The organism is Citrobacter sp. RHB36-C18 (genome assembly GCF_013814485.1).
Lineage (GTDB): Bacteria > Pseudomonadota > Gammaproteobacteria > Enterobacterales > Enterobacteriaceae > Citrobacter > Citrobacter braakii.
Genome location: NZ_CP057125.1, coordinates 3,841,453 through 3,867,520, shown reverse-complemented (window position 1 = coordinate 3,867,520; position 26,068 = coordinate 3,841,453). Strand labels below are relative to the sequence as shown.

The window sequence follows — 26,068 nt, the reverse complement described above, 5'->3', positions numbered from 1 at the left end:
CCGAAACATGCGATACTAGAGCCACATGCCTTATTCAGGAGCTATAAAAGGTGGCAAAATCTGTACCCGCAATTTTTCTCGACCGCGACGGCACCATTAATGTGGACCACGGTTACGTACATGAGATTGACGAGTTCGAGTTTATCGACGGCGTTATTGATGCCATGCGTGAACTTAAAAATATGGGTTACGCGCTCATTATCGTGACAAACCAGTCTGGTATCGCTCGTGGCAAATTTACTGAGGCACAGTTTGAAACGTTGACCGAATGGATGGACTGGTCGCTGGCCGATCGCGACGTTGATTTGGATGGTATCTACTATTGCCCGCATCATCCGCAGGGCACAGTAGAAGAGTATCGTCAGGTCTGCGACTGTCGTAAACCGCATCCTGGAATGTTGATCTCCGCCCGAGACTTCCTGCATATCGATATGGCCGCTTCCTATATGGTAGGCGACAAGATAGAAGATATGCAGGCAGCAGCAGCGGCGAATGTTGGAACGAAGGTTCTGGTGCGCACGGGTAAACCTGTTACGCCGGAAGCAGAAAATGCGGCAGATTTGGTCATAAACAGTCTGGCAGACCTGCCAATGGCGATAAAAAAGCAGCAAAAGTAAGCGCAATGGATAAAAGGTGAGCGGTTGAAACAAAAATGCATTTTTCCGCTTGTCTTCCTGAGTCGACTCCCTATAATGCGCCTCCATCGACACGGCGGATGTGAATCACTTCACACAAACAGCCGGTTCGGTTGAAGAGAAAAACCTGAAAATGAGGGTTGACTCTGAAAGAGGAAAGCGTAATATACGCCACCTCGCGACAGAGCGCTAAAGCGCGTCGCAACTGCTCTTTAACAATTTATCAGACAATCTGTGTGGGCACTCGAAGATACGGATTCTTAACGTCGCAAGACGAAAAATGAATACCAAGTCTCTGAGTGAACACGTAATTCATTACGAAGTTTAATTCACGAGCATCAAACTTAAATTGAAGAGTTTGATCATGGCTCAGATTGAACGCTGGCGGCAGGCCTAACACATGCAAGTCGAACGGTAGCACAGAGGAGCTTGCTCCTTGGGTGACGAGTGGCGGACGGGTGAGTAATGTCTGGGAAACTGCCCGATGGAGGGGGATAACTACTGGAAACGGTAGCTAATACCGCATAACGTCGCAAGACCAAAGAGGGGGACCTTCGGGCCTCTTGCCATCGGATGTGCCCAGATGGGATTAGCTAGTAGGTGGGGTAACGGCTCACCTAGGCGACGATCCCTAGCTGGTCTGAGAGGATGACCAGCCACACTGGAACTGAGACACGGTCCAGACTCCTACGGGAGGCAGCAGTGGGGAATATTGCACAATGGGCGCAAGCCTGATGCAGCCATGCCGCGTGTATGAAGAAGGCCTTCGGGTTGTAAAGTACTTTCAGCGAGGAGGAAGGCATTGTGGTTAATAACCGCAGTGATTGACGTTACTCGCAGAAGAAGCACCGGCTAACTCCGTGCCAGCAGCCGCGGTAATACGGAGGGTGCAAGCGTTAATCGGAATTACTGGGCGTAAAGCGCACGCAGGCGGTCTGTCAAGTCGGATGTGAAATCCCCGGGCTCAACCTGGGAACTGCATCCGAAACTGGCAGGCTAGAGTCTTGTAGAGGGGGGTAGAATTCCAGGTGTAGCGGTGAAATGCGTAGAGATCTGGAGGAATACCGGTGGCGAAGGCGGCCCCCTGGACAAAGACTGACGCTCAGGTGCGAAAGCGTGGGGAGCAAACAGGATTAGATACCCTGGTAGTCCACGCCGTAAACGATGTCGACTTGGAGGTTGTGCCCTTGAGGCGTGGCTTCCGGAGCTAACGCGTTAAGTCGACCGCCTGGGGAGTACGGCCGCAAGGTTAAAACTCAAATGAATTGACGGGGGCCCGCACAAGCGGTGGAGCATGTGGTTTAATTCGATGCAACGCGAAGAACCTTACCTACTCTTGACATCCAGAGAACTTAGCAGAGATGCTTTGGTGCCTTCGGGAACTCTGAGACAGGTGCTGCATGGCTGTCGTCAGCTCGTGTTGTGAAATGTTGGGTTAAGTCCCGCAACGAGCGCAACCCTTATCCTTTGTTGCCAGCGGTCCGGCCGGGAACTCAAAGGAGACTGCCAGTGATAAACTGGAGGAAGGTGGGGATGACGTCAAGTCATCATGGCCCTTACGAGTAGGGCTACACACGTGCTACAATGGCATATACAAAGAGAAGCGACCTCGCGAGAGCAAGCGGACCTCATAAAGTATGTCGTAGTCCGGATTGGAGTCTGCAACTCGACTCCATGAAGTCGGAATCGCTAGTAATCGTGGATCAGAATGCCACGGTGAATACGTTCCCGGGCCTTGTACACACCGCCCGTCACACCATGGGAGTGGGTTGCAAAAGAAGTAGGTAGCTTAACCTTCGGGAGGGCGCTTACCACTTTGTGATTCATGACTGGGGTGAAGTCGTAACAAGGTAACCGTAGGGGAACCTGCGGTTGGATCACCTCCTTACCTTAAAGAACCGACCTTTGTAGTGCTCACACAGATTGTCTGATGAAAAGTAAATAGCAAGGCGTCTTGCGATTGAGACTTCAGTGTCCCCTTCGTCTAGAGGCCCAGGACACCGCCCTTTCACGGCGGTAACAGGGGTTCGAATCCCCTAGGGGACGCCACTTGCTGGTATGTGTGAGTGAAAGTCGCCGACCGAAGTATCTCAAAACAGACTTTCGAGTCTCGTTTGAGATATTTGCTCTTTAAAAATCTGGATCAAGCTGAAAATTGAAACGACACACTGTTTCATTTCTCCGTAATAAGAAATGAAAAGCGGTGTGTTCGAGTCTCTCAAATTTTCGCAACACTGAAGTGTTTTACGAAACATCTTCGGGTTGTGAGGTTAAGCGACTAAGCGTACACGGTGGATGCCCTGGCAGTCAGAGGCGATGAAGGACGTGCTAATCTGCGATAAGCGTCGGTAAGGTGATATGAACCGTTATAACCGGCGATTTCCGAATGGGGAAACCCAGTGTGATTCGTCACACTATCATTACGTGAATACATAGCGTAATGAAGCGAACCGGGGGAACTGAAACATCTAAGTACCCCGAGGAAAAGAAATCAACCGAGATTCCCCCAGTAGCGGCGAGCGAACGGGGAGCAGCCCAGAGTCTGAATCAGCATGTGTGGTAGTGGAACGGTCTGGAAAGTCCGACGGTACAGGGTGATAGTCCCGTACACAAAAGTGCATGTGTTGTGAACTCGAAGAGTAGGGCGGGACACGTGGTATCCTGTCTGAATATGGGGGGACCATCCTCCAAGGCTAAATACTCCTGACTGACCGATAGTGAACCAGTACCGTGAGGGAAAGGCGAAAAGAACCCCGGCGAGGGGAGTGAAAAAGAACCTGAAACCGTGTACGTACAAGCAGTGGGAGCCTCTTTATGGGGTGACTGCGTACCTTTTGTATAATGGGTCAGCGACTTATATTCTGTAGCAAGGTTAACCGAATAGGGGAGCCGAAGGGAAACCGAGTCTTAACTGGGCGTTAAGTTGCAGGGTATAGACCCGAAACCCGGTGATCTAGCCATGGGCAGGTTGAAGGTTGGGTAACACTAACTGGAGGACCGAACCGACTAATGTTGAAAAATTAGCGGATGACTTGTGGCTGGGGGTGAAAGGCCAATCAAACCGGGAGATAGCTGGTTCTCCCCGAAAGCTATTTAGGTAGCGCCTCGTGAACTCATCTTCGGGGGTAGAGCACTGTTTCGGCTAGGGGGTCATCCCGACTTACCAACCCGATGCAAACTGCGAATACCGAAGAATGTTATCACGGGAGACACACGGCGGGTGCTAACGTCCGTCGTGAAGAGGGAAACAACCCAGACCGCCAGCTAAGGTCCCAAAGTCATGGTTAAGTGGGAAACGATGTGGGAAGGCACAGACAGCCAGGATGTTGGCTTAGAAGCAGCCATCATTTAAAGAAAGCGTAATAGCTCACTGGTCGAGTCGGCCTGCGCGGAAGATGTAACGGGGCTAAACCATGCACCGAAGCTGCGGCAGCGACACTATGTGTTGTTGGGTAGGGGAGCGTTCTGTAAGCCGTTGAAGGTGTGCTGTGAGGCATGCTGGAGGTATCAGAAGTGCGAATGCTGACATAAGTAACGATAATGCGGGTGAAAAACCCGCACGCCGGAAGACCAAGGGTTCCTGTCCAACGTTAATCGGGGCAGGGTGAGTCGACCCCTAAGGCGAGGCCGAAAGGCGTAGTCGATGGGAAACAGGTTAATATTCCTGTACTTGGTGTTACTGCGAAGGGGGGACGGAGAAGGCTATGTTAGCCGGGCGACGGTTGTCCCGGTTTAAGCATGTAGGCGGAGATTCCAGGTAAATCCGGAGTCTTGTTAACGCTGAGGTGTGATGACGAGGCACTACGGTGCTGAAGTAACAAATGCCCTGCTTCCAGGAAAAGCCTCTAAGCATCAGGTAACACAAAATCGTACCCCAAACCGACACAGGTGGTCAGGTAGAGAATACCAAGGCGCTTGAGAGAACTCGGGTGAAGGAACTAGGCAAAATGGTGCCGTAACTTCGGGAGAAGGCACGCTGATATGTAGGTGAAGTGATTTACTCATGGAGCTGAAATCAGTCGAAGATACCAGCTGGCTGCAACTGTTTATTAAAAACACAGCACTGTGCAAACACGAAAGTGGACGTATACGGTGTGACGCCTGCCCGGTGCCGGAAGGTTAATTGATGGGGTTATCCGTAAGGAGAAGCTCTTGATCGAAGCCCCGGTAAACGGCGGCCGTAACTATAACGGTCCTAAGGTAGCGAAATTCCTTGTCGGGTAAGTTCCGACCTGCACGAATGGCGTAATGATGGCCAGGCTGTCTCCACCCGAGACTCAGTGAAATTGAACTCGCTGTGAAGATGCAGTGTACCCGCGGCAAGACGGAAAGACCCCGTGAACCTTTACTATAGCTTGACACTGAACACTGGTCCTTGATGTGTAGGATAGGTGGGAGGCTTTGAAGTGTGGACGCCAGTCTGCATGGAGCCAACCTTGAAATACCACCCTTTAATGGCTGGTGTTCTAACGTAGACCCGTAATCCGGGTTGCGGACAGTGTCTGGTGGGTAGTTTGACTGGGGCGGTCTCCTCCTAAAGAGTAACGGAGGAGCACGAAGGTTAGCTAATCCTGGTCGGACATCAGGAGGTTAGTGCAAAGGCATAAGCTAGCTTGACTGCGAGAGTGACGGCTCGAGCAGGTGCGAAAGCAGGTCTTAGTGATCCGGTGGTTCTGAATGGAAGGGCCATCGCTCAACGGATAAAAGGTACTCCGGGGATAACAGGCTGATACCGCCCAAGAGTTCATATCGACGGCGGTGTTTGGCACCTCGATGTCGGCTCATCACATCCTGGGGCTGAAGTAGGTCCCAAGGGTATGGCTGTTCGCCATTTAAAGTGGTACGCGAGCTGGGTTTAGAACGTCGTGAGACAGTTCGGTCCCTATCTGCCGTGGGCGCTGGAGAATTGAGGGGGGCTGCTCCTAGTACGAGAGGACCGGAGTGGACGCATCACTGGTGTTCGGGTTGTCATGCCAATGGCATTGCCCGGTAGCTAAATGCGGAAGAGATAAGTGCTGAAAGCATCTAAGCACGAAACTTGCCCCGAGATGAGTTCTCCCTGACCCTTTAAGGGTCCTGAAGGAACGTTGAAGACGACGACGTTGATAGGTCGGGTGTGTAAGCGTAGCGATACGTTGAGCTAACCGATACTAATGAACCGTGAGGCTTAACCTTACAACGCCGAAGGTGTTTTGGCGAAAGAGACACGAAATTCAGCTTGATTACAGATTACATCGACAGGCCCGAGAGGTGTGTTGATAAACAGAATTTGCCTGGCGGCTGTAGCGCGGTGGTCCCACCTGACCCCATGCCGAACTCAGAAGTGAAACGCCGTAGCGCCGATGGTAGTGTGGGGTCTCCCCATGCGAGAGTAGGGAACTGCCAGGCATCAAATTGCAGTAAACCGGGATGAATAATCCGGGTAGTGACAAAGATATTCGGTGGAGCGGTAGTTCAGTTGGTTAGAATACCTGCCTGTCACGCAGGGGGTCGCGGGTTCGAGTCCCGTCCGTTCCGCCACTTATTAAGAGCCCTGAGCTAACGCTCAGGGCTTTTTCTTTTCCAGCGATTTAATTATTGCTGAATCCGCAAAAATCATCTGCATTTTTCACTCTTTTTCGGCAAAGAACTTGTGGTCATAATCCTCTCAGTTAACGAACATAGTGATTAAAAAGAGGAATTCTATGACTATACCTGCATTTGGTTTAGGTACGTTTCGCCTGAAAGACGACGTGGTTATCGCTTCTGTCAAAACGGCGCTTGAGCTGGGCTACCGTGCTGTCGACACTGCGCAAATCTATGAAAATGAAGCGGCTGTTGGTCAGGCGATTGCCGAAAGTGGCGTACCGCGTAACGAGTTGTACATCACCACCAAGATCTGGATTGAAAATCTCAGCAAAGACAAACTGATCCCAAGTCTGAAAGAAAGTCTGAAGAAACTGCGTACGGATTATGTCGATCTGACGCTGATCCACTGGCCATCTCCGGGCGATGCGGTATCCGTTGAAGAGTTTATGCAGGCGCTGCTTGAAGCGAAAGAGCAGGGGCTGACTCGCGAAATTGGTGTCTCAAATTTCACTATTCCACTGATGGAAAAAGCCATTGCTACAGTAGGTGCAGACAATATCGCGACCAACCAGATTGAGCTGTCTCCGTATCTGCAGAGTCGTAAGGTGGTTGACTGGGCTAAAGCGCACGGTATCCACATCACCTCTTACATGACGCTGGCTTACGGTAAGGCGCTAAAAGATGAAGTGATTGCACGCATTGCCGCTAAACATAACGCGACCCCGGCGCAGGTTATTCTGGCATGGGCAATGGATGAAGGTTACTCCGTGATCCCTTCATCTACCAAGCGTGAAAACCTGGCAAGCAACCTGCTGGCGCTGGACCTGCATCTGGATACTGAAGATAAAAAAGCGATCGCGGCACTGGACTGCAACGATCGTCTGGTCAGCCCGGAAGGCCTGGCCCCTGATTGGGATTAATTGCCCGACCCTCTGTACCTTTAACCCTCTTTCACAGCTCCTTCGGGAGCTGTTCTTATATACTCACTTAAAAAGTCTATAAATGCCCGAATGCGTGTACTGACCGCACGATCGCTGTAGTAAACGGCGCTGAAAGGCATTTCTACCGGCAGACGTTTATCGGCCAGCAGCTCCACCAGTTCTCCCCGCGCGATCTCTTTATCAATCATATAATCTGAAAGACATGCGATACCATTGCCGCTCAGGCAAAGCTGTTTTAACGTTTCCCCGCTGTTGGAAGAAATCCCACATTCGACCTCATGGAGCTGTCCGTCGCTACGGGCAATCGGCCAGGTATTGAGTGAAAGGGGTTCGGAAAACCCCAGACACAGATGCTGCTTTAACTGTTCGACGGTCTCGGGCTTGCCAAAACGGGCAATATAGTCCGGTGAGGCAATAATCTTACGATAGCTGGTAAACAACGGACGCGCACGCAGGCTCGAGTCAGTCAGCATACCTGCTCGTATCGCGACATCCACTTTTCGTTCAATAAGATTGATGAACGTTTCTGAGGAGACAAGAGACAACGTCATCTCAGGATATCTCTCACGGAACGGTCTGATTAGCGGCATCAGGAAATGCAGCATCACCGGCGTTGCCGCGTCGATACGCAGCAGGCCGCGCGGGGTATTGCGCGACTCCATGATTTCCGTTTCTGCTGCTGCCATCTCTTGCAGTATCTGCTGCACACGCCTGAAGTAGCGTTCTCCTTCTTCAGTCAGGCTTAGCTGTCGGGTAGTTCGATTAAGCAGACTCACACCCAATTTCATCTCCAGCTTTTTTACTGCCCGACTGACCGCGGAATTTGCCTGACCGAGTTGTTCTGCCGCCCGGCTGAAGCTGCCGCTTTCCACAACGGCCACAAAAATCGCAAGTTCTTCAGAGGTTGCTTTCATTTTTGCACCTGACGCAAAATTATATTGAGATTTTGAATATTTTTGTTATTAAAACATCCCGGCATACTGCGTGTCATCTGATTACTGATGTTACGGAGTTATTTATGCCTCTCGCTTTATTTGCACTAACAATAAGAGCCTTCGCTATTGGCACGACTGAGTTTGTGATTGTTGGCCTGGTGCCGACCATTGCTCAACAACTGGCAATCTCGTTACCTTCAGCCGGGATGCTGGTTTCAATCTATGCGCTGGGTGTGGCGATTGGCGCACCGGTACTGACCGCTCTGACCGGAAGCCTGCCGCGTAAACAGCTGCTTGTCGCGCTGATGGTCCTGTTTACGGCGGGGAATTTACTGGCATGGCAGGCACCCGGGTATATGACACTTATTGTCGCCCGTCTGCTGACGGGGCTGGCTCACGGCGTATTCTTCTCGATTGGTTCCACTATCGCGACAAGTCTGGTGCCAAAAGAAAAAGCGGCTTCCGCTATCGCTATTATGTTCGGTGGCTTAACCGTTGCGTTGGTCACGGGCGTGCCGCTGGGTACGTTTATCGGCCAGCACTTTGGCTGGCGTGAGACTTTCCTGGCAGTATCAATGTTAGGCGTGATTGCGCTGATTAGTAGCCAACTACTGATCCCGGCTAACATTCCTGGTCGAGCGGCCGCCAGCATTCGCGACCAGGTGAAAGTGCTGACTCATCCTCGTCTGTTGCTGATTTACGCCGTTACGGCATTGGGCTACGGTGGTGTGTTCACGGCTTTCACCTTCCTGGCACCGATGATGCAGGATCTGGCGGGCTTCTCCCCGGCAGCGGTGAGCTGGATCTTACTGGGTTACGGGGTATCAGTCGCTATCGGCAATATCTGGGGCGGTAAACTGGCGGATAAGCATGGTGCGGTTCCTGCATTGAAATTCATTTTCGCCGCGCTGTTTGTTCTGCTGATGGTCTTCCAACTGACGGCTTCCACGCAGTACGCCGCGCTGGCTACCATTCTGGTGATGGGGATCTTTGCCTTCGGTAACGTACCAGGGTTGCAGGTCTACGTGGTACAGAAAGCGGAACAATTTACGCCCAATGCTGTTGATGTGGCGTCAGGGCTGAACATTGCAGCGTTTAATATTGGTATTGCACTGGGTTCCGTGATTGGCGGACAAACGGTCGAGCATTATGGGTTGGCGCAGACACCATGGATTGGCGCACTTATTGTTCTGGTGGCTTTCCTGCTGATGGGGCTGAGCGGCCGTCTTGATAAGCCCACGCACGTTGCTCTGGGGTAAATCATTGATGTAAGCGCCCACTTACAAAACAAACTGCAATTGTTCGTTGAAAGTGAGTGCTAAAATCCCTATAACAGAAGAACCAGTCCGGCTGCGGACTGGTTGACGTTACAGAGGTTTGAAAGTCTAAAGTGCGAAAAAACACCTATGCCATGCGTTATGTTGCCGGACAACCCGCCGAGCGGATTTTACCGCCGGGCTCGTTTGCGCATATTGGCCAGGCATTACCCGCAGGCGTACCGTTGAGCAGTGAAGATCGCATTCGCGTGCTGGTATGGAATATTTTTAAACAGCAGCGAGCAGAATGGCAGTCGGTGCTGAAGAATTTTGGTAAAGACGCGCATCTCGTGTTATTGCAGGAAGCGCAAACCACACCAGAACTGGTGCAGTTTGCGACCACTAACTATCTCGCTGCCGACCAGGTTCCCGCCTTTGTGCTGCCTCAGCACCCCTCTGGCGTTATGACACTCTCCTCCGCCCATCCCGTTTACTGCTGCCCATTGCGCGAGCGAGAGCCTATTTTACGGCTGGCGAAATCGGCGCTGGTGACGGTGTACCCGTTGCCTGACACTCGGTTGTTAATGGTGGTGAATATCCACGCGGTTAACTTTAGCCTTGGCGTTGATGTCTATAGTAAGCAGTTACTTCCCATTGGCGATCAGATTGCTCATCACAGCGGTCCGGTGATTATGGCCGGCGATTTTAATGCCTGGAGCCGTCGACGGATGAATGCGCTGTACCGCTTTGCGCGTGAAATGTCGCTGCGCCAGGTGCGCTTTACCGACGATCAGCGTCGCCGCGCGTTTGGTCGTCCTCTCGATTTTGTGTTCTATCGCGGTCTGAACGTGAGTGAGGCCTCTGTGCTGGTCACCCGCGCCTCCGACCACAACCCGCTACTCGTTGAATTCAGTCCCGGCAAACCTGAACAATAACGGTGTGTCAGGTCTGCCGTAGGGCAGGCCTGTGATGGTTGCCCTTCATATTTCACAACAACCGAAGGACAACACAATGACAACACGCTCTCATCATGACAACGTCGAAAAACAGTTTGGCTCTCAGGCTAATGCCTACTTAACCAGTGCGGTGCACGCCTCTGGTCGTGACTTGCAACGTCTGGGGGAAAGGTTGCTGGCATTTCCGCAGGCCCGCGTGTTGGATATGGGATGCGGAGCGGGGCACGCCAGCTTTGTGGCCGCGCAATACGTAAAGCAGGTAGTGGCATATGATTTATCGTCGCAGATGCTTGACGTGGTCACTGAAGCGGCAAAGGACAGAGGTCTGGAGAATATCGCCACACGGCAGGGTTATGCTGAAAGCCTGCCGTTTGAAGATAACGTATTTGACGTGGTGATTAGCCGCTATTCCGCGCATCACTGGCATGATGTCGGGCGTGCGTTGCGAGAAGTGAACCGCATTCTGAGGCCCGGCGGCGTGCTGATTGTGATGGATGTGATGTCGCCAGGCCATCCTGTACGTGACATCTGGTTGCAAACTGTGGAGGCGTTACGCGATACCTCGCACGTACGCAACTATTCCAGCGGAGAATGGCTGTCGTTAATCAATGACGCAAATCTGATTGCCGATACCTTGTTAACCGATCGTCTGCCGCTGGAGTTCAGTTCGTGGGTGGCGCGGATGCGCACGCCTGCAGCATTGAGCGACGCGATCCGTGTATACCAACAAAGTGCTTCTGCGGAAGTGAAAGCCTATTTTGCGTTACAGGAAGATGGCTCGTTTACCAGCGACACGATAATGGTTGAAGCACATAAAGCGGGATAAATAAAAAAGGCACTGGGGGGAAACCAGTGCCTTCATTTCTACAATGCTATCAGGAGTCCGGCATACCGCTGTTTTTCACAAACAACGTTAGCTGATCGCCTGGCTGCAGATTGTTCGTATCGCTGTTCCAGCGCATCACATCCTTGATGTTAACCCCGTGGCGTTTGGCAATGCTCGAGAGCGAGTCGCCTTTACGCACACGATAGGTGATGCTATCGCTGTTGTTCGCCAGTCGCTGTGCGCTGGTACCAGCGCCCACCGTCAGATTTTGGCCTACTTTCAGCGATGACCCGCGCAGATTATTCCACTGCTTAAGGTCATTGGTGCTCACGCCAAGACGTGAAGCGACACCAGAAAGCGTATCGCCAGAGCGAACTTTGTAGCTACGGCTATTCAGCGGCGTGTTATCCGCAACCAACGTTGACTGCACGGCTGCAATTTCGCCTGAGGCCAGAGACTCACGCAGCTTCTCTGCATGCTTCTTTGGCACCATCACATATTGCGGACCGCTGGCACCCAACGTGGAGCCTTTCACGCCTGCATTGAAGGTTTTCAGCTTGCTGACGGAAATACCCGCCATATCGGCAACCTGAGCCATTTCAACCGGGCTACTCAGGCGAACACGTGCCAACGCGCGGCTTTCGTCTGTTGTTGGCAGACGCACGCCATAGCGTTTGCTGTTTTTGAGTATATCGCTCAATGCCAGCATTTTTGGCACATATAGCTTCGTTTCCTGAGGCAATGGCAACGACCAGAAGTCAGTGGGTTTACCACGGGCTTTGTTCGTTTTAATTGCCTTCATGACACGACCTTCACCGCTATTATAAGCAGCAACGGTCAGCAGCCAGTCGCCATCAAACATTTTGTTCAGACGCTGCATCATGTCCAGTGCGGCGGTGGTGGAAGCCACAACGTCGCGACGTGCATCATAATTGCGGGTCTGTTTTAAACCATAATTGCGCCCCGTGCTCGGAATGATCTGCCAAATACCTGCGGCATTGGCGCCAGACGTTGCGTGAGGATCAAAAGCGCTCTCCACTATGGGTAGTAGTACCAGTTCCATTGGCATGTTACGTTTCTTAACCTGCCCGGCTATCCAGTACATATACGGCTCTGCCCGTAAAGTTACATCGTGGAGATAGCTCTTATTGCGTAAATACTTCTGTTTCTGTTCGCGAATCCGGTTGTTTTCCGGAATTCCCATCTTTAGCTCGTCACCAATGAAAGCCCACAAATCTTGATCAGCAGCGATAGATGTTCCGTCGTCCATCCATCGCGCCTGACTTGTAAACTTTCCTGCTTCCCCTTGACCAGCTGCAGAAAGGCTCTGTGCGTGTTGTTGGACGTTACCAGTATTCTGGCACCCAACAAGCAGGACAGAGGCGAGTAATATCGCTTTTGCCTTCATGTGTGTGTCAATAGTTGCTTAAAAGACGACCGATCATAACGGCGAAGTTTTCAAAAGGCAACCCGCAATTGTCAGAACGTATCTTTCTTTGACCTTAACCAGGCAAAACGCTCTTCAGGTTGTTGCAATATTGTTTTTTTATTTATTTCATTAATTAAATCAATATCTTCTGTTCTTAAAAAAAGATTATTTCGTCGCTCATTTTTCAGAATTACGGGGAGTGTCATTTGTTTTTTTACGCGTAACTCATTAACTTTACGATAATATTCATTTATGAACGGATCGTGCGGAAGAATGCTTAAGGCAAACTTCATGTTTGCTAATGTGTACTCATGTGCGCAACAAATCAATGTATCGTCAGGAAGTGCGTTTAGTTTTTTAAGTGATTGATACATTTGAGATGCTGTGCCTTCAAAAAGCCGACCGCAGCCACCGGAGAAGAGCGTGTCGCCGCAAAACAGGTAAGGGTGGCTAAAGTAACAGATATGTCCTAAAGTGTGACCCGGCGTAGCAATTACAGTAAATTCATGCCCCAAAACGAGTGCAATATCGCCATCTTCGACTATATGCGTCGTTCCCTTATCTTGCGTTTCAGCCGGTCCGTATACCGCTATTTGTGGGAAATGTTGCAGAAGTTCTTTCACGCCGCCCACGTGATCCTGATGATGATGTGTCAGCAGAATGGCCTCGGGAACCCAGTTATGTTCTGCAATAGCTTTCAGAACAGGTGCTGCTTCACCCGGGTCCACAATCAGACAATGTTTGTCATTATTCGACAGGACCCAGATGTAATTGTCCTGAAATGCAGGAATACTGTTAAGATTCATAGATTACCTCTCAATGCGTAACGGAAGGTTGTGATGAAACCGGCAAGGATCCCTCAAACTGTCGTAGCGCCCGTTAGTTGGGATGATTTGCCCTGGGGCGAACACTATCGTCAGGCGCTGGAGCATCAGCTTAACCCGTGGTTCGCAAAAATGTACGGATTTCATCTGCTTAAGATTGGTAATTTAAGCGCAGAAATCAATTCTGAAGCGTGCGCGGTTTCTCATCAGGTAAATGTTTCTTTGCAAGGCGCTCCCATGCAGGTGACTGCCGATCCTTTACATCTGCCCTTTGCCGATAAGTCCGTGGATGTTTGTTTGTTGGCTCATACGCTGCCGTGGTGTTCCGATCCACATCGCTTACTGCATGAAGCCGATCGCGTGCTTATTGATGACGGTTGGTTGATTCTGAGCGGCTTTAACCCGGTAAGTCTGATGGGATTGCGTAAACTGGTGCCCGTATTGCGTAAAACATCGCCCTACAACAGCCGGATGTTTACCCTCATGCGGCAGTTGGACTGGCTCTCATTGCTGAATTTTGAAGTACTGCACTACAGCCGTTTTCATGTCCTGCCCTGGAACAAGAAGGGCGGGAAAATGTTAAGCGCCCATATCCCTGCGCTGGGCTGTTTGCAACTGGTGGTTGCGCGTAAGCGAACCATTCCGCTTACGCTCAACCCGATGAAACAAAATAAAAGCAAAACGCCTATCCGCCAGGCCGTTGGCGCAACCCGGCAATACCGTAAACCGGACGCTTAAGCCTCCGCCTGATACCCAATATCATCCTGAGTGGGACGCATTGCAGCAGCGCGCGCAAGCTCATCACAGCGTTCGTTTTCCGGATGGCCCGCATGGCCTTTAACCCATTCCCATTTGATTTGATGCGGCCCCAGCGCGGTATCCAGACGTTTCCACAGATCGACGTTCTTCACTGGTTTTTTATCTGCTGTTTTCCAGCCGCGCTTCTTCCAGTTGTGGATCCACTGCGTAATGCCCTGGCGCACATACTGGCTGTCCGTGCTGAGTATCACTTCACACTGTTCTTTCAGGGCTTCCAGCGCAACGATTGCCGCCATCAGCTCCATGCGATTATTAGTGGTGAGGTTGTAGCCTTCGCTAAAGGTTTTTTCGCGCCCGCGATAGCGTAAAATCGCCCCATAACCACCTGGCCCTGGATTTCCCAGGCAAGAACCATCGGTGAAAATCTCTACCTGTTTAAGCATCTCTGGTAGACTTCCTGTTTTAGCAAATCGAAATCAAACGATAAGTCTGACATAAATGACCGTTATGAGCACTGGAATTACACGACAGATCGTCCTCGATACCGAAACCACCGGTATGAACCAGATTGGCGCCCACTACGAAGGCCACAAGATCATTGAGATCGGTGCGGTTGAAGTGGTGAACCGCCGCCTGACCGGGAATAACTTCCACGTTTACCTGAAACCGGATCGGCTGGTGGACCCGGAAGCGTTTGGTGTACACGGAATCGCAGACGAATTCCTGCTTGATAAACCTACGTTTGCCGATGTGGCCGATGAGTTTCTCGACTACATCCGCGGTGCAGAGCTGGTCATCCATAACGCATCGTTTGATATCGGCTTTATGGATTACGAATTCGCTAAGCTCAGGCGGGATATTCCAAAGACAAACGAATTCTGCAAAATTACCGATAGCCTGGCGCTGGCGAGGAAAATGTTTCCTGGCAAGCGCAACAGCCTTGATGCGTTATGCTCACGCTATGAAATAGACAACAGTAAGCGAACCCTGCACGGCGCATTGCTCGATGCCCAGATTCTGGCCGACGTTTATCTGATGATGACCGGTGGGCAGACCACGATGGCGTTCTCAATGGAAGGTGACAGCCAGCAGCAGAATGACACGGGGATCCAGCGTATTGTGCGACAGTCCAGCAAACTACGCGTTGTTTTCGCCACTGATGAAGAGTTAGCGGCCCATGAGTCGCGCCTTGACCTGGTGCAGAAGAAAGGCGGAAGTTGCCTCTGGCGGGCATAGTTTGTACGTTTTCCGTATGGAAATGACCATTCGGGTGATTTTTGCAGCAAACAATTAAAAAACGTGAGAAAAAGCGTTGACGACGCGTGAGGCAATCCGTAATATTCGCTTCGTTCCCAAGCGGAACACAACGCGGAGTGGTAGTTCAGTTGGTTAGAATACCTGCCTGTCACGCAGGGGGTCGCGGGTTCGAGTCCCGTCCATTCCGCCACTATTCAGAAAGCCTGAATCAGAAATGATTCAGGCTTTCGTCGTTTTAGCCCGCCACAATAATAATCTCATCATCACACTTTATCGACCACGTCCGTGCTATCGGGCAGGCAACACATCAGGTCATCCTTAACCCGACGCATATCCTGGGGCAGATCAACCTGCGAAGTGATTCATCACGCAGGCGAAGCGGGGGGAAAAGTTATCGCCGATAAGCACAGTTTCTTCATTCAAGTGCTTTAGCATATACAGCTTGTCGGCACGTTCGTAAGCGTCGAAGAAGAGATAATCGACAGCATCCGTTGCTTCATCATCGGGGGATTTTTCACGTCCGTTGGGAGTGAGCATGAAAACACCGGCGGTATGGCCGAGTGGTCGGGCATAGCGAAAGAACAGTTTTCGGTTCACAGCAAACTCGCCATCATCACTTTTGAGTTTCCCTTGTACTGACAATGAAAGGTGTCCGGAGTTGTAGCTGGTAATCAGCATTATTCCATGGAGTACCTTTTTTGTATCCTGGATGTCGAGTATCGACGTGAATTCCGAGGAGCAGGAAAAACTGATTTCTTGTTTTTTCGCATTCCCGGCGATAATAAAAAAAGCGATAGCCGCCAGCCCAAAAATGGCAATCACGACTGACCATAGTAAAGGAGAGTGATCGCTTTCTTGCTTCATATCATTCCTCATGATGGCGATACTGGCTGATGCAATGGTAATAGCCGAGGTTCAGCCCGCATTCAGCGGCAAACGACCACTCAACCAGATTATGGTTGCTCGCCCAGGTATTGAGATACAGATCTTTTGGGTACGAACAGTCGGGGTTAATGCCCACGGACTTGAAAATATCCAGCGCTTTCTTTTCGGTTATGGTATCGGTGAGGGCGTTTCCTAATATATGTACACGGCATTGTTCATAGTCGATAGTCCGCAGGATAGTCGCGTCCGTCATGGCGATTTCATTGGGAATCCATGTTAACCACGCTGTCGCCAGCACGGCGATACCGGTAATTAACGCGGTTATCGCCACAGGCCAACGGCTTTGTTTCTTTTTGTTGAGCGTCGATGCAACATTGGCAATTCTGGCGGGAGCTTGCGCTTCTTCCAGTTGCTGAATATTGATATTAGCGTCGCCCATCCGAAATCCCATCCGCGGAATTGTGACGATGAGCTCTGCAGGATGACCCGTAGACGTTATTGCTTTGCGCAGAAATGAAATGTGCTGATTGAGATTCGCATCCGTCGCTCTGGCGCCATTATGCTGAAAAACATTCAGCAGAATTTCATCACGCGAGGATATCTCTTTACCATTTTGCAACAAATAGAGCAGTAATTGTGTTGCCACATTATTCAATGTGGCCATTTCACCAGATGCCAGGTCTTTTAGGGTATTTTTATGTGGTCTGAAAACTAAGCCATCACCAATAATTACGGATTTAATTTTGTTTATTGGTATATGAGAAATCACTGATGTCTCCTTTAAAGCAGGATATCTCGCATTCGAGTGGGTGAAGCAATAGCATAACATAATTCATTTATAAAAAATGGTTGTACCATAGATCGCTTTATTAATATTTACATAACAATCTTTTAATATCTCTTATAGAATCCTCTTTTCTCCTTCCTCTCTTTCACTATCTTATTGTCATTACTCACTTTTGATATCCAATTTCATTTTTACAAAAATTTCATAAATACATTTTGCCTGTTGTTCTGGCTAAATAAAAAAATAGTTGATAGATAAAAACTCTATAAAAGTGCTAAATGATAGATACTAACACTGGCCACGTCGTGATTTTTGGCGGTTTTTTAGGTAAACGATCGCTGTGCAGACAGTGTTACAACATGATTCCCTGAGTTTGATTAATACCGGATTTTTGCATTGTGTCATTTTCTCGTCGACTTAATATAAGCCCCGAAACAGCGTAAACAACTGTGGACGGTATTTCGAATGGAATACCAATGAAGTTCAAAATACGGGGCGGCTTGAGATGGATTGTTTGCAAGGATATGCGCTACCGCCACCTGCAGATCAGGATTTTCCGGACATAAATTATCTGCGGAAATAGATCTTCGGAATAACTAAAAAACAGATATAAGGTTAAGTAGTAATATGAAAATGAAAAACGTGGCTGTGGCCTGTGCGCTGATGGCGGGAATGACTTTTACTGCCTCTTCTGCTTTTGCTGCAAAAAATGTCGAACCGACTAACGGTAAAATTCACTTCACCGGTTCTCTGGTTAATTCCGCATGCGGTCTGGCACCAGAATCCAGCCCGGTACAGGTTAATTTTGGTGAGATCCCAACTTCTCAGTTAAAAGACAACCAACGTGCTGGCGTTAAGCATGCCAAAATCGTTCTGCAGGGCTGTGATACGACCGTCGCGAAAACGGCCACTGTGACCTATACCCCGGCAACGATTGATACAGACAACAACGCGCTGGCTGCGTTCACCTCTGGTACTGCAAAGGGTGCGGGCATCGGTATGATTGACAGTGGCAACCAGGACGTGGAATGGGGTCAAGCCGCCTCTCAGGTCAACATTACCGATGGTGAAACCGACATTGATTTCGTCGCTTACCTGCAGGCAAACAACGCATCTGCAGCGGTAACCCCAGGTGATTTCGAATCTACCGTTAATTTCCAGATCGACTACCAGTAACGATCTGCAGCAGGCGCATTAGCGCGCCTGCTTAACCCTTCCTGCGAATAACTGAAAGGAAATGCGGTGATGCCTGGATGGCGAATTTTACTGCTTTTTATCTTCATATCGCCTGCATGGGTTTTGGCTGACACCAATCGTCTTGTCAGTTCGCCCGGCAAAATGCGCATGCGCGGAAATATTATTGAGGCTGCCTGTTATGTCGATCCACGCGACCGGTCGCTACTGGTTGAATTTGATGATCTCTCAGCCAGAGATATTTCCGGAAAACCAGAGAAAGTATCAGCGCATGATTTCAGCATTCATTTGTTGGGATGTTCATTAGGGGATTCTCAACACCCCGGGAATCTGTTTCAACGCGCCAATATTACCTTTTCTGGCGCACCGGATAGTGACAATCCTGATTATCTAAGCGTGCAATCGGAAACTGAAAATTTAGCGATAGAAATATATGACAGCAACGGACAGCAAATTCATCTGGGTGAGCCATCACCGGACTATGTGCTTAATCCAGGGAAAAACACGCTCAATTTTACGGCTTATTTGATCTCCCGCGACGGAAGAATGACATCTGGCGAATTTACTGCGGTCACGCATTTTGTTGTGAATTATCTCTGAGCTGCACTGCAATTCGGGTATCTGAAGGTTTGCGAACGAAAATGATCACGCTGAAAACAGATAAAAAACGTCTGGCGCTTTTTATTGCTCTGGTCTGTGCCTCTTCATGGGCTGAAGCGGATGAGACCATTGAATTTAATACCGACGTACTGGATGCCAGCGACAGGCACAATGTCGATTTGCAGCGTTTTTCCGAAGGCAACTTTGTGACTCCCGGAGAATATCTGCTGGATGTTCGTATTAACAGCCAGGAGATTCCACAGCAGTCGATCCGTTATATCGTCGATCCTGCCAACCCGCATAAATCCATGGCATGTCTGACCCCGCAACAACTCGAATTACTGGCGCTCAAAGAAGAAGCGCTGGCCTATATTCATCCGATTAGCGCGACCTGCTATGACATTTCCCGCCTGCCGGGTGTGGCGTTGAATAATAGCGCAGGCGTACTGGACATTATCGTGCCTCAGGCGTGGATGAAATATACCGATCCAGACTGGACGCCACCGGAGCGCTGGGATAACGGCGTCGCGGGGCTGATTTTTGACTACAGCGTCTCGGGCCAGGCCACACATTATGAACAGGGCGGCGATCGTTATCGCTCTCTGTCTGGCTATGGGCAGACAGGTTTTAACCTCGGCGCGTGGCGATTTCGTGGCCAGTATCAGGCCAATTACGCTTCGGATGATAATCGCGGCCGTATCGACTGGGATCAGATCTATGCCTATCGACCGTTGCCGATGCAGGCTGCAAAACTGACGGTCGGCGAAATCTACCTGAATTCACAGGTTTTTGATTCGGTACGTTTCACCGGGGCTAACCTCGCCAGCGACGAGCGTATGTTGCCACCGAATTTGCAGGGCTACGCGCCTGAAGTGCACGGCATCGCCCGCAGCAATGCGAAGGTTACCGTCAGTCAGCAGGGCCGTGTTATCTATCAAACCACCGTTCCTGCAGGGCCATTTAATATTCAGGATCTGCACGGTTCGGTACGCGGCACGCTGGATGTTCGCGTCGAGGAGCAGGATGGCAGCGTACACACTTTTCAGGTCAATACAGCCGATATTCCTTATCTGACGCGCCCAGGCTATGTGCGCTACAACGCCGCGGTCGGGAAGCCATCGCGTTATAACCACGACGTTCAGGGGCCTGCGTTTTATAGCGGTGATTTTTCATGGGGGGTCAGCAATGCATGGTCGCTGTACGGCGGCGCGCTGCTGACTGGCGATCGCTATAACGCCTGGTCGATGGGGATTGGGCGGGACTTGAGCTGGCTGGGGGCGCTGTCGGCTGATGCGACGCAATCCGTGAGTCGGGTAAAGCATCAGGCTGAACAAAAAGGCATGTCTTTTAAGCTCAGCTACGCCAAAACTTTTGATGAGTACAACAGCGCCATCACCTTTGCCGGTTACCGCTTCTCACAGCGTAACTTCCGCACTTTCTCGCAGTTTCTCGACGAGCAGTATGAAAATAACAACAGTGCCGGCAACGAAAAAGAGATGTACACCATCACCGGCAACAAAACCTTCTTTGCTGACGATCCACTATTAGCGACCACGCTGTACCTGACCTATACCCACCAGAACTATTGGGATCGCGGTTCCCAGGATCGTTACGGATTATCGATGGGGCACAGCTTTTCATTTGCTGGCATCCAGGGGATCAGCGCCAACGTTGCGGCTTACCGCTCTGAGTATCAGGGCAAACGAGACGACAGTCTTTCGCTTTCAATCTCGGTGCCATGGAGCGATGGCCGCTCTATGGATTACGAATTGCAGAACAGCGGCAACCAGACCAGCCAGATGGTTTCGTATTCCGATAACCGCGACCGTAACAATCCGTGGCGTTTGCGCACAGGGGTTTCCGGTGAAGGGCGTACGGCGTTTGATGGCTATTACAAGCACCGCAGCATGATGGCGGAACTGGAATCTAACGTCAGCTGGCAGCAATCACGTTATTTCTCCGTTGGCGGCACGATGCGCGGCGGCTTTACCGCGACGCGTCACGGTGCGGCGCTGCACAACAGCCAGGCGTCGATGAATACCGCCAGAGTGATGGTTGATACCGACGGGGTGGCGAACGTGCCGCTGAACGGCGAACAGGCGCACTCAAACCGCTTCGGTATTGCCGTCGTACCGGACGTCGTTAGCTATCACAGCTTTGATACCCGTATCGATGTGGACGCAATGGACGAGGACATTTCCGCGACTAAAGCCATTGTGACCAACACCCTGACGGAAGGTGCGATTGGCTACCAGCATTTTGCCGTGGCGCAGGGGCAAAAAATGATGGCGCTGCTGCGCCTGAAGGATGGTTCGGTACCGCCGTTTGGCGCCGAAGTGTTTAACGCTAACGGCGTTAGCGTCGCCATGGTAATGGAAAACGGTATGGCCTGGATTGCGGGTGTGAATCCGGCTGAGCGTCTTTCCGTTGCCTGGGCTGGCCGTGCGCAGTGCCACTTACAGGTGCCACAACAAATCAACCCGGAAGGTAACGTGCTGTTGCCTTGTGAATAATTTCAATAACCTGAATGAATTTTGTCATGAATAATCAAGCTTTTTACTCCGTGCAGCGTTGGCTTAAACCCGTGGCCTGTGGCCTGCTTTTGATTGCCGAGATCAACACCTCATGGGCAGGTATTGCGCTCGACCGTACCCGCATGATCATCACTGGTGATGCGCGCTCAGTCAGTGCGAACTTAACCAATACCAGCCCGAGCATTCCGTTTCTGGCTCAGTCGTGGGTGGAAGATGCCAACGGAACAAAAATTACCTCGCCGCTGATGGTCTTACCGCCGCTGCAACGAATTAACGGCGGGCAAAAGGGAATTGCCCGCGTGACGAAAACCAGCGGGATCAACGCCCTGCCGCAGGATCGCGAGAGCTTGTTCTACCTGAACGTACGTGAAATTCCGCCTAAACCGGATAAGCCGAACGTGCTGCAACTGGCGATGCAGTCGCGCATCAAATTGTTCTACCGTCCGGCCGCCATTGTGCCGGAAACGCCGGGCGCCGTGTGGCAAAACCAACTGGTCTTTCACAAGCAGGGCCAGCGCTGGAGTGTGGATAACCCAACGCCTTACTTCATCACCTTAATCGGCTTAAGCCGCAAGCCAGAAGCGCAGGGAGGCGGCAGATTGACCGACTTCCCCGGCGTTATGGTCTCACCAAAATCCTCTCTCGATTTCAGCGTCACGGACGGCAGCGTCAGCCAGTTCAGCATGATGTACGTGAACGATTTTGGCGGTCATCCCGAACTGAAATTCAGCTGCACAGGCAATGTATGTAAAGCATTGCCGATGGAGCAACAGCCCCGGTAACAGGAATCGTAAATGAAAAAGATGCTTTGCGCCCTGCTGATGGCGGGCATGGCCTGGCAGGTTCAGGCCACCAGCGGCCGCCTGGATATGAGCAACGTGTCCGGTGAGTATGGCAACGTCCGCTTTCATGGCCGGGTCTACGTGTCGCCGTGCGTGCTGGATATGGCCTCACGCGATCAGACCATCAATCTTGGTGATATTTCCGCCAGTCGGTTTCGCCAGGGCGGCGATCGCAGCGAACCGGTGTTGGTCACGCTGTACCTGAACGGCTGCTTAAAGGGCTCTGGTCATACCCTGAGGGATTTCCCCGGGCAGACCAGCGAAATGCCTGAGCTGGCGCACAGCACGGTGGAACGTGGCGTTTCGATGACGCTGATGGCCGAAGGCGCGCCGGAAAACAGTGACCTGGGGCGTATTCGTGGTGATGTGCGCGGCGCGGGCATTCGGCTACTGACCGAGCGTAATCAGCTGATCCATCTGAACCAACCGCAACGTATGTGGATCCTCAAACCAGGCGATAACGCCATTCACTTTCTGGCCACGCTGGAATCTTTTGGGCCAGAGGTGACTGCCGGAGAATTTAACGGCCTGGTGAGACTTAAGCTGGAGTATCTATGAGCGTATTACGCAAAGCGCTGTTGTGGGTTGCCCTGGCTGGCTGTCCACTGGCCGGGCAGGCATTTACACAGGGGGAAGGTGAGCCGGAGGGCGGGTCGCCGCATCAGTACGATATCGAATTGAGCTCGCTGGATGTCAGTAAAAACCACGTGGGGGGCAGAACGGATCCGTTTACCTGGAACCTGGGCAGTTGGTATGTGGTGAATTTCTATTGCGAGCAGGCTGACATCTCCCGGTCGCCGATTTACTACACCACCACGACTACGATGCCGCCTTCAAATCAGGGGGCGAACCGTTTTCGGCTAAATGAGTATCTGGATGTGGAAGTGCAGGTGTGGGTTGCCGGGGGCTATAAACAGTATGTTCAGGCGCCTTTTACCAACGTTTCAAACCGCAACAGCAATAACACTTGCAAAAAGCGCAAGGGCTACACGCGCGCCACTAACGTTGAAAGTGGTTCAAAAGGGAAAGTGACGTTTATTGTCACTAAACCCATTATCAACGGCATCAATATCACTTCCCAATCGCTGGTGGAGGTTGCCGGGCGCATGGGGAGCGCGGGACCTACGCCCACTACGGCGATTTCCCGTGTGGTGATTAAATCCGGGCTGATTACCGTACCGGACAAATGCACCTTCAACCGGGGAGACAAAATCAGCATTGAGTTTGGCGATCTGCCAGGATCCGCTGCCCGGCTCAATGGCACTAACTACAGCAAGTCGATCCCCATTCATGTTGTTTGTGAAGGCGGCAGCTTCGATCAGGGCGCGCTGAACATTAATCTTGGCGTACAAACTACCACGGCGTCAGGCACGGCGGGGTTCAACGATCATCTCCTCGGCACGCTGAGCGGCGGACAAAAGCGCGACGATCTCGGCATTATGCTTAAAGACGAGAGCGGTGGCACCGTCGTGCCCAATCAATTCTATAACGTGAAAGGTTTTTACCAGAATCAGGGCGACTGGAATCTCACCGCTGCACCGGTGGCAAAGCCGGGCGTGGGAAGCGTTAAGGAAGGTGAGTTTGAAGCCTCTGCCACCGTTGTTGCGCAGTTTCAGTAGGGGGATGCCATGAGATTTTCGGCGTTATTCGCGATCGGCGTGTTACTGCTTGGCGGCATGGCGCAGGCCGACACCAAACTGGTCGGCGGCGATATGTATTTTCACGGCACTATCAGAGCGCTGGCCTGCAGCCTGGCACCTGGAGGCGACAAGATCGAGGTCGATTTCGGGCAAATCGCAACGCAGGATCTCTATCTCTCGGGGCGCAGTAAGCCGGAAAAATTCAGCATTCAGCTACGCGACTGCAACCCCGAGGTCTTTCGCGGGATCTCGGTCACTTTCAGTGGTAGTGAGGATGCTGAACTGGACGATCATCTGGCGCTGGATAGCAGTGAACAGGGTGGCGCGACAGGGATCGGTATTGGGATGAGCGAAGAGGACGGCACGGCAATCCGCCTTGATGAGAGCACGTCAGTCAAAGAGATAACTGCAGGCTCGATGACGCTAAATTTTTGGGCGTGGGTCGCAGCAGAGCCGTCGGCGATAAAAAATCAGTCTCTCGAATACGGTCCGTTCAGCGCCAGCGGAACCTGGACACTGAACTACCAGTAGCATGATGAACGCACTGAATCGTATTGCCCCGCTGCCTGCGCAGAAATTATTGCTCGTTATTAGTCTGTTTTTCTGGTGTGGGGTAATGCATCTCTACTGGCCGAATAACGGCGGCAGCGGTCTGTCGTTGCCGCTTAATATTACGAGCTGGATTTATGCCGTTGTGCTGGCTGCAAGCGCATCAGTGCTGGTTCCTCGTCAACGCTGGCGCATCACTGTCCCCGCCACGGTTTTTTCGATGGGGGCGCTCATCCTGACGCTGCTTTGTCTACTGACGCCTGGCGTCTGGCAGTTCGAGGCGCAGCTGGTCGCAGGGGCGCTGCTGGGAGGCGTGCTCGTCTATCTGGTGACATTGCAGATTCCGCTTGCGGCAAACACCCTGACGGTACTGCTGACCCTGCTATGGGGCGCGTGCGTCATCGAATGTCTGGCGTTTTTGTATCAGTACTGGCATTTGCCGGGTGTTGATTACTGGGAGTTTGCCTGGCGACGCGGTACGCGGCCCTACGGTATTTTTCAGCAGGTCAATCTGATGGCCAGCTTCACTGCATCTGGTGTGCTGCTGTCAGCTCCGCTCTTTTTACGGCTACGCGACAGATATCGAATTGTCATCGGGGTTGCTCTGGTGATGATGGGCTTTGTGCTGCATGAATCCCAGTCGCAAACCGGCTATGTGTCTGTGGTGGTAGGTGAAGTCTTGCTGCTGGTGGTTTTCCCGGCGCAACGCCGTATGTTGTTGCTACTTCTGCTGCCGCTGGCGTTAGGCATGGTGGCGGGCACGCTCGCTCGCCATTTTTTGTCCGTTGCTACAGTCGATCACCTGACCACTTCCCAGGTGCGCTGGACGGTGCTTAAAACGTCACTGGCATTATTTGCCGAACGCCCGTGGACGGGGTGGGGCGTGGGCAGTTTTGCCGCCGTGTTTCTCGAACGCGCGGGGCCGTTAGGGCTGAGCAGCATCTCGCATCCGCACAATGAGTTGGTGCTGTGGCTGGTGGAGGGCGGCCTGGTTGGGCTGGCGGGGGCGCTGTGCTTTATTACGGGGGGGTTCTGGCTGTGGATGCACGGAAATCGCTGGCGTCGCGCTTGTCTGGTGGCGGCGCTGCCGGTGGTTATTCATATGTTGACGGAATACCCCGTCAGGCAGTCAACACCACACTGGTTACTGCTGGTCCTGTTGCTTCGTTGTGCAGATAGCCCGCTAAAAGTGGCTCGCCTGACGCTTACGTCGACGTCGCTGATTCGTGCGCTGGCATTGATCTCGTTTTTAACCTTCACGCCATTGTTGCTTCTCTCACTGCACACGCAACAGCAGTTGACGCTGGCGGAGCGACAATCAGCGCAGTGGCGTCTGGCCGAGTCGCTCCCGGTAGGAGGCTGGCTCCTTGCCCCTCGCTACCGGTTTGATGTTCAGATGGGGTATCTGCAACGGTATCAGCGTACCCGGGACGCTCGCTGGCTGGAAGCGGTTCGCCGCTGGGCGCCTGACTATGTGCGTGTTCACCCAGACCCGAATGTCTCCTTCACGCAAATCTTGCTGGCGTTACAGCAGCGCGACCTACCTGAGGCGCATCGTCTGGCGACGCGCTTTTACCTGACATACCCGAACGATCGTCGTATCCCGTGGCTGCAGGATGCACGACGTCCTTTCAATCAAAAAATGGAATGA

At 51.7% G+C, this 26,068-nt stretch carries 21 protein-coding genes, 3 tRNA genes and 3 rRNA genes; 21 read left to right on the top strand and 6 right to left on the bottom strand.

Annotated features, from left to right (window positions below):
• Positions 1-50: 50 nt before the first annotated feature.
• From gmhB to dkgB, 7 genes are all read left to right on the top strand, one after another.
• A complete protein-coding gene (gene gmhB, locus HVZ52_RS18485) occupies positions 51-617 on the top strand; it encodes a D-glycero-beta-D-manno-heptose 1,7-bisphosphate 7-phosphatase (RefSeq protein ID WP_016151783.1) in 567 nt (188 codons plus the stop codon).
• A gap of 364 nt (positions 618-981) precedes the next feature.
• Positions 982-2,523 (top strand): 16S ribosomal RNA (locus HVZ52_RS18480).
• A gap of 85 nt (positions 2,524-2,608) precedes the next feature.
• Positions 2,609-2,684: transfer RNA gene (locus tag HVZ52_RS18475), tRNA-Glu, on the top strand.
• A gap of 219 nt (positions 2,685-2,903) precedes the next feature.
• Positions 2,904-5,810, top strand: a 23S ribosomal RNA gene (locus HVZ52_RS18470).
• Positions 5,811-5,907: 97 nt separating this feature from the next.
• Positions 5,908-6,023: ribosomal RNA gene (rrf, locus tag HVZ52_RS18465) — 5S ribosomal RNA — on the top strand.
• The 16S, 23S and 5S rRNA genes sit together here with 2 tRNA genes alongside, the layout of an rRNA operon.
• Before the next feature lie 55 nt (positions 6,024-6,078).
• A tRNA-Asp gene (locus tag HVZ52_RS18460) sits at positions 6,079-6,155 on the top strand.
• Between the two features lie 164 nt (positions 6,156-6,319).
• Positions 6,320-7,123: a 2,5-didehydrogluconate reductase DkgB gene (dkgB, locus tag HVZ52_RS18455; RefSeq protein ID WP_049282727.1), complete on the top strand. Its 804-nt coding sequence runs from the start codon at positions 6,320-6,322 to the stop codon at positions 7,121-7,123.
• 20 nt (positions 7,124-7,143) lie between these two features.
• On the opposite strand, the gene yafC is transcribed toward dkgB, so the two are convergent.
• Entirely contained in the window at positions 7,144-8,058 is a 915-nt protein-coding gene (gene yafC, locus HVZ52_RS18450; RefSeq protein WP_016151798.1) for a DNA-binding transcriptional regulator YafC, read from the bottom strand.
• 104 nt (positions 8,059-8,162) lie between these two features.
• Between yafC and HVZ52_RS18445 the strand changes: the two genes are divergently transcribed.
• The 3 genes from HVZ52_RS18445 (at position 8,163) to HVZ52_RS18435 (ending at position 11,117) form a co-directional block, all read left to right on the top strand.
• Positions 8,163-9,338, top strand: coding sequence for an MFS transporter (locus tag HVZ52_RS18445; protein ID WP_181598572.1), 1,176 nt, complete (start codon positions 8,163-8,165; stop codon positions 9,336-9,338).
• Positions 9,339-9,469: 131 nt separating this feature from the next.
• Complete coding sequence (locus tag HVZ52_RS18440; RefSeq protein WP_029139415.1) at positions 9,470-10,270, top strand: endonuclease/exonuclease/phosphatase family protein; 801 nt, start codon at positions 9,470-9,472, stop codon at positions 10,268-10,270.
• A gap of 76 nt (positions 10,271-10,346) precedes the next feature.
• The gene (locus tag HVZ52_RS18435) at positions 10,347-11,117 is read left to right on the top strand and encodes a class I SAM-dependent methyltransferase (RefSeq protein WP_016151801.1); all 771 of its coding nucleotides are present in this window, start codon (positions 10,347-10,349) and stop codon (positions 11,115-11,117) included.
• A 49-nt stretch (positions 11,118-11,166) separates the two neighbouring features.
• On the opposite strand, the gene mltD is transcribed toward HVZ52_RS18435, so the two are convergent.
• Entirely contained in the window at positions 11,167-12,525 is a 1,359-nt protein-coding gene (gene mltD / locus HVZ52_RS18430) for a murein transglycosylase D (protein ID WP_029139416.1), read from the bottom strand.
• Positions 12,526-12,596: 71 nt separating this feature from the next.
• The gene (gene gloB, locus HVZ52_RS18425; RefSeq protein WP_075846672.1) at positions 12,597-13,352 is read right to left on the bottom strand and encodes a hydroxyacylglutathione hydrolase; all 756 of its coding nucleotides are present in this window, start codon (positions 13,350-13,352) and stop codon (positions 12,597-12,599) included.
• Positions 13,353-13,385: 33 nt separating this feature from the next.
• On the opposite strand from gloB, the gene HVZ52_RS18420 reads away from it, so the two are divergent.
• On the top strand, positions 13,386-14,108 hold the full coding sequence (locus HVZ52_RS18420; protein WP_046275000.1) for a class I SAM-dependent methyltransferase: 723 nt from the start codon (positions 13,386-13,388) through the stop codon (positions 14,106-14,108).
• On the opposite strand, the gene rnhA is transcribed toward HVZ52_RS18420, so the two are convergent.
• Complete coding sequence (gene rnhA, locus HVZ52_RS18415; protein WP_016151805.1) at positions 14,105-14,572, bottom strand: ribonuclease HI; 468 nt, start codon at positions 14,570-14,572, stop codon at positions 14,105-14,107. The genes HVZ52_RS18420 and rnhA overlap by 4 nt on opposite strands.
• Before the next feature lie 64 nt (positions 14,573-14,636).
• On the opposite strand from rnhA, the gene dnaQ reads away from it, so the two are divergent.
• Together dnaQ and HVZ52_RS18405 are read left to right on the top strand one after the other, a co-directional pair.
• Complete coding sequence (gene dnaQ, locus HVZ52_RS18410; protein ID WP_029139417.1) at positions 14,637-15,365, top strand: DNA polymerase III subunit epsilon; 729 nt, start codon at positions 14,637-14,639, stop codon at positions 15,363-15,365.
• A 134-nt stretch (positions 15,366-15,499) separates the two neighbouring features.
• Positions 15,500-15,576: transfer RNA gene (locus HVZ52_RS18405), tRNA-Asp, on the top strand.
• Positions 15,577-15,731: 155 nt separating this feature from the next.
• On the opposite strand, the gene HVZ52_RS18400 is transcribed toward HVZ52_RS18405, so the two are convergent.
• Positions 15,732-16,250 (bottom strand): hypothetical protein, encoded by a 519-nt coding sequence (locus HVZ52_RS18400; RefSeq protein WP_016155747.1) that lies wholly within the window; start codon positions 16,248-16,250, stop codon positions 15,732-15,734.
• A gap of 1 nt (position 16,251) precedes the next feature.
• Entirely contained in the window at positions 16,252-16,935 is a 684-nt protein-coding gene (locus HVZ52_RS18395) for a winged helix-turn-helix domain-containing protein (protein WP_223307926.1), read from the bottom strand.
• Positions 16,936-17,685: 750 nt separating this feature from the next.
• Here HVZ52_RS18395 and HVZ52_RS18390 point away from each other — a divergent pair.
• From HVZ52_RS18390 to HVZ52_RS18355, 8 genes are all read left to right on the top strand, one after another.
• Entirely contained in the window at positions 17,686-18,234 is a 549-nt protein-coding gene (locus HVZ52_RS18390; RefSeq protein WP_016155749.1) for a fimbrial protein, read from the top strand.
• A gap of 69 nt (positions 18,235-18,303) precedes the next feature.
• Positions 18,304-18,852, top strand: coding sequence for a fimbrial protein (locus tag HVZ52_RS18385; RefSeq protein ID WP_181599306.1), 549 nt, complete (start codon positions 18,304-18,306; stop codon positions 18,850-18,852).
• Positions 18,853-18,893: 41 nt separating this feature from the next.
• On the top strand, positions 18,894-21,365 hold the full coding sequence (locus HVZ52_RS18380; RefSeq protein ID WP_181598571.1) for a fimbria/pilus outer membrane usher protein: 2,472 nt from the start codon (positions 18,894-18,896) through the stop codon (positions 21,363-21,365).
• Positions 21,366-21,391: 26 nt separating this feature from the next.
• The gene (locus tag HVZ52_RS18375; RefSeq protein ID WP_049281688.1) at positions 21,392-22,168 is read left to right on the top strand and encodes a fimbria/pilus periplasmic chaperone; all 777 of its coding nucleotides are present in this window, start codon (positions 21,392-21,394) and stop codon (positions 22,166-22,168) included.
• Between the two features lie 12 nt (positions 22,169-22,180).
• Complete coding sequence (locus HVZ52_RS18370) at positions 22,181-22,786, top strand: fimbrial protein (RefSeq protein ID WP_181598570.1); 606 nt, start codon at positions 22,181-22,183, stop codon at positions 22,784-22,786.
• Positions 22,783-23,847 carry a fimbrial protein gene (locus HVZ52_RS18365; RefSeq protein WP_016155754.1) on the top strand — a complete coding sequence of 355 codons (1,065 nt, stop codon included), beginning with the start codon at positions 22,783-22,785 and terminating at the stop codon, positions 23,845-23,847. Before HVZ52_RS18370 ends, HVZ52_RS18365 begins: the two co-directional genes overlap by 4 nt.
• Positions 23,848-23,856: 9 nt before the next feature.
• Entirely contained in the window at positions 23,857-24,399 is a 543-nt protein-coding gene (locus HVZ52_RS18360; protein WP_016155755.1) for a fimbrial protein, read from the top strand.
• Position 24,400: 1 nt separating this feature from the next.
• Positions 24,401-26,068 (top strand): O-antigen ligase family protein, encoded by a 1,668-nt coding sequence (locus tag HVZ52_RS18355; RefSeq protein ID WP_181598569.1) that lies wholly within the window; start codon positions 24,401-24,403, stop codon positions 26,066-26,068.

Coding starts and splice junctions, on each gene's coding strand:
- HVZ52_RS18400 (WP_016155747.1), bottom strand. CDS start 16,250: ATGAAGCAAGAAAGCGATCACTCTCCTTTACTATGGTCAGTCGTGATT.
- yafC (WP_016151798.1), bottom strand. CDS start 8,058: ATGAAAGCAACCTCTGAAGAACTTGCGATTTTTGTGGCCGTTGTGGAA.
- HVZ52_RS18385 (WP_181599306.1), top strand. CDS start 18,304: ATGCCTGGATGGCGAATTTTACTGCTTTTTATCTTCATATCGCCTGCA.
- HVZ52_RS18360 (WP_016155755.1), top strand. CDS start 23,857: ATGAGATTTTCGGCGTTATTCGCGATCGGCGTGTTACTGCTTGGCGGC.
- HVZ52_RS18390 (WP_016155749.1), top strand. CDS start 17,686: ATGAAAATGAAAAACGTGGCTGTGGCCTGTGCGCTGATGGCGGGAATG.
- HVZ52_RS18370 (WP_181598570.1), top strand. CDS start 22,181: ATGAAAAAGATGCTTTGCGCCCTGCTGATGGCGGGCATGGCCTGGCAG.
- HVZ52_RS18380 (WP_181598571.1), top strand. CDS start 18,894: ATGATCACGCTGAAAACAGATAAAAAACGTCTGGCGCTTTTTATTGCT.
- rnhA (WP_016151805.1), bottom strand. CDS start 14,572: ATGCTTAAACAGGTAGAGATTTTCACCGATGGTTCTTGCCTGGGAAAT.
- HVZ52_RS18375 (WP_049281688.1), top strand. CDS start 21,392: ATGAATAATCAAGCTTTTTACTCCGTGCAGCGTTGGCTTAAACCCGTG.
- HVZ52_RS18420 (WP_046275000.1), top strand. CDS start 13,386: ATGAAACCGGCAAGGATCCCTCAAACTGTCGTAGCGCCCGTTAGTTGG.
- HVZ52_RS18365 (WP_016155754.1), top strand. CDS start 22,783: ATGAGCGTATTACGCAAAGCGCTGTTGTGGGTTGCCCTGGCTGGCTGT.
- dkgB (WP_049282727.1), top strand. CDS start 6,320: ATGACTATACCTGCATTTGGTTTAGGTACGTTTCGCCTGAAAGACGAC.
- gloB (WP_075846672.1), bottom strand. CDS start 13,352: ATGAATCTTAACAGTATTCCTGCATTTCAGGACAATTACATCTGGGTC.
- HVZ52_RS18445 (WP_181598572.1), top strand. CDS start 8,163: ATGCCTCTCGCTTTATTTGCACTAACAATAAGAGCCTTCGCTATTGGC.
- HVZ52_RS18355 (WP_181598569.1), top strand. CDS start 24,401: ATGATGAACGCACTGAATCGTATTGCCCCGCTGCCTGCGCAGAAATTA.
- dnaQ (WP_029139417.1), top strand. CDS start 14,637: ATGAGCACTGGAATTACACGACAGATCGTCCTCGATACCGAAACCACC.
- HVZ52_RS18435 (WP_016151801.1), top strand. CDS start 10,347: ATGACAACACGCTCTCATCATGACAACGTCGAAAAACAGTTTGGCTCT.
- mltD (WP_029139416.1), bottom strand. CDS start 12,525: ATGAAGGCAAAAGCGATATTACTCGCCTCTGTCCTGCTTGTTGGGTGC.
- HVZ52_RS18395 (WP_223307926.1), bottom strand. CDS start 16,935: ATGGCCACATTGAATAATGTGGCAACACAATTACTGCTCTATTTGTTG.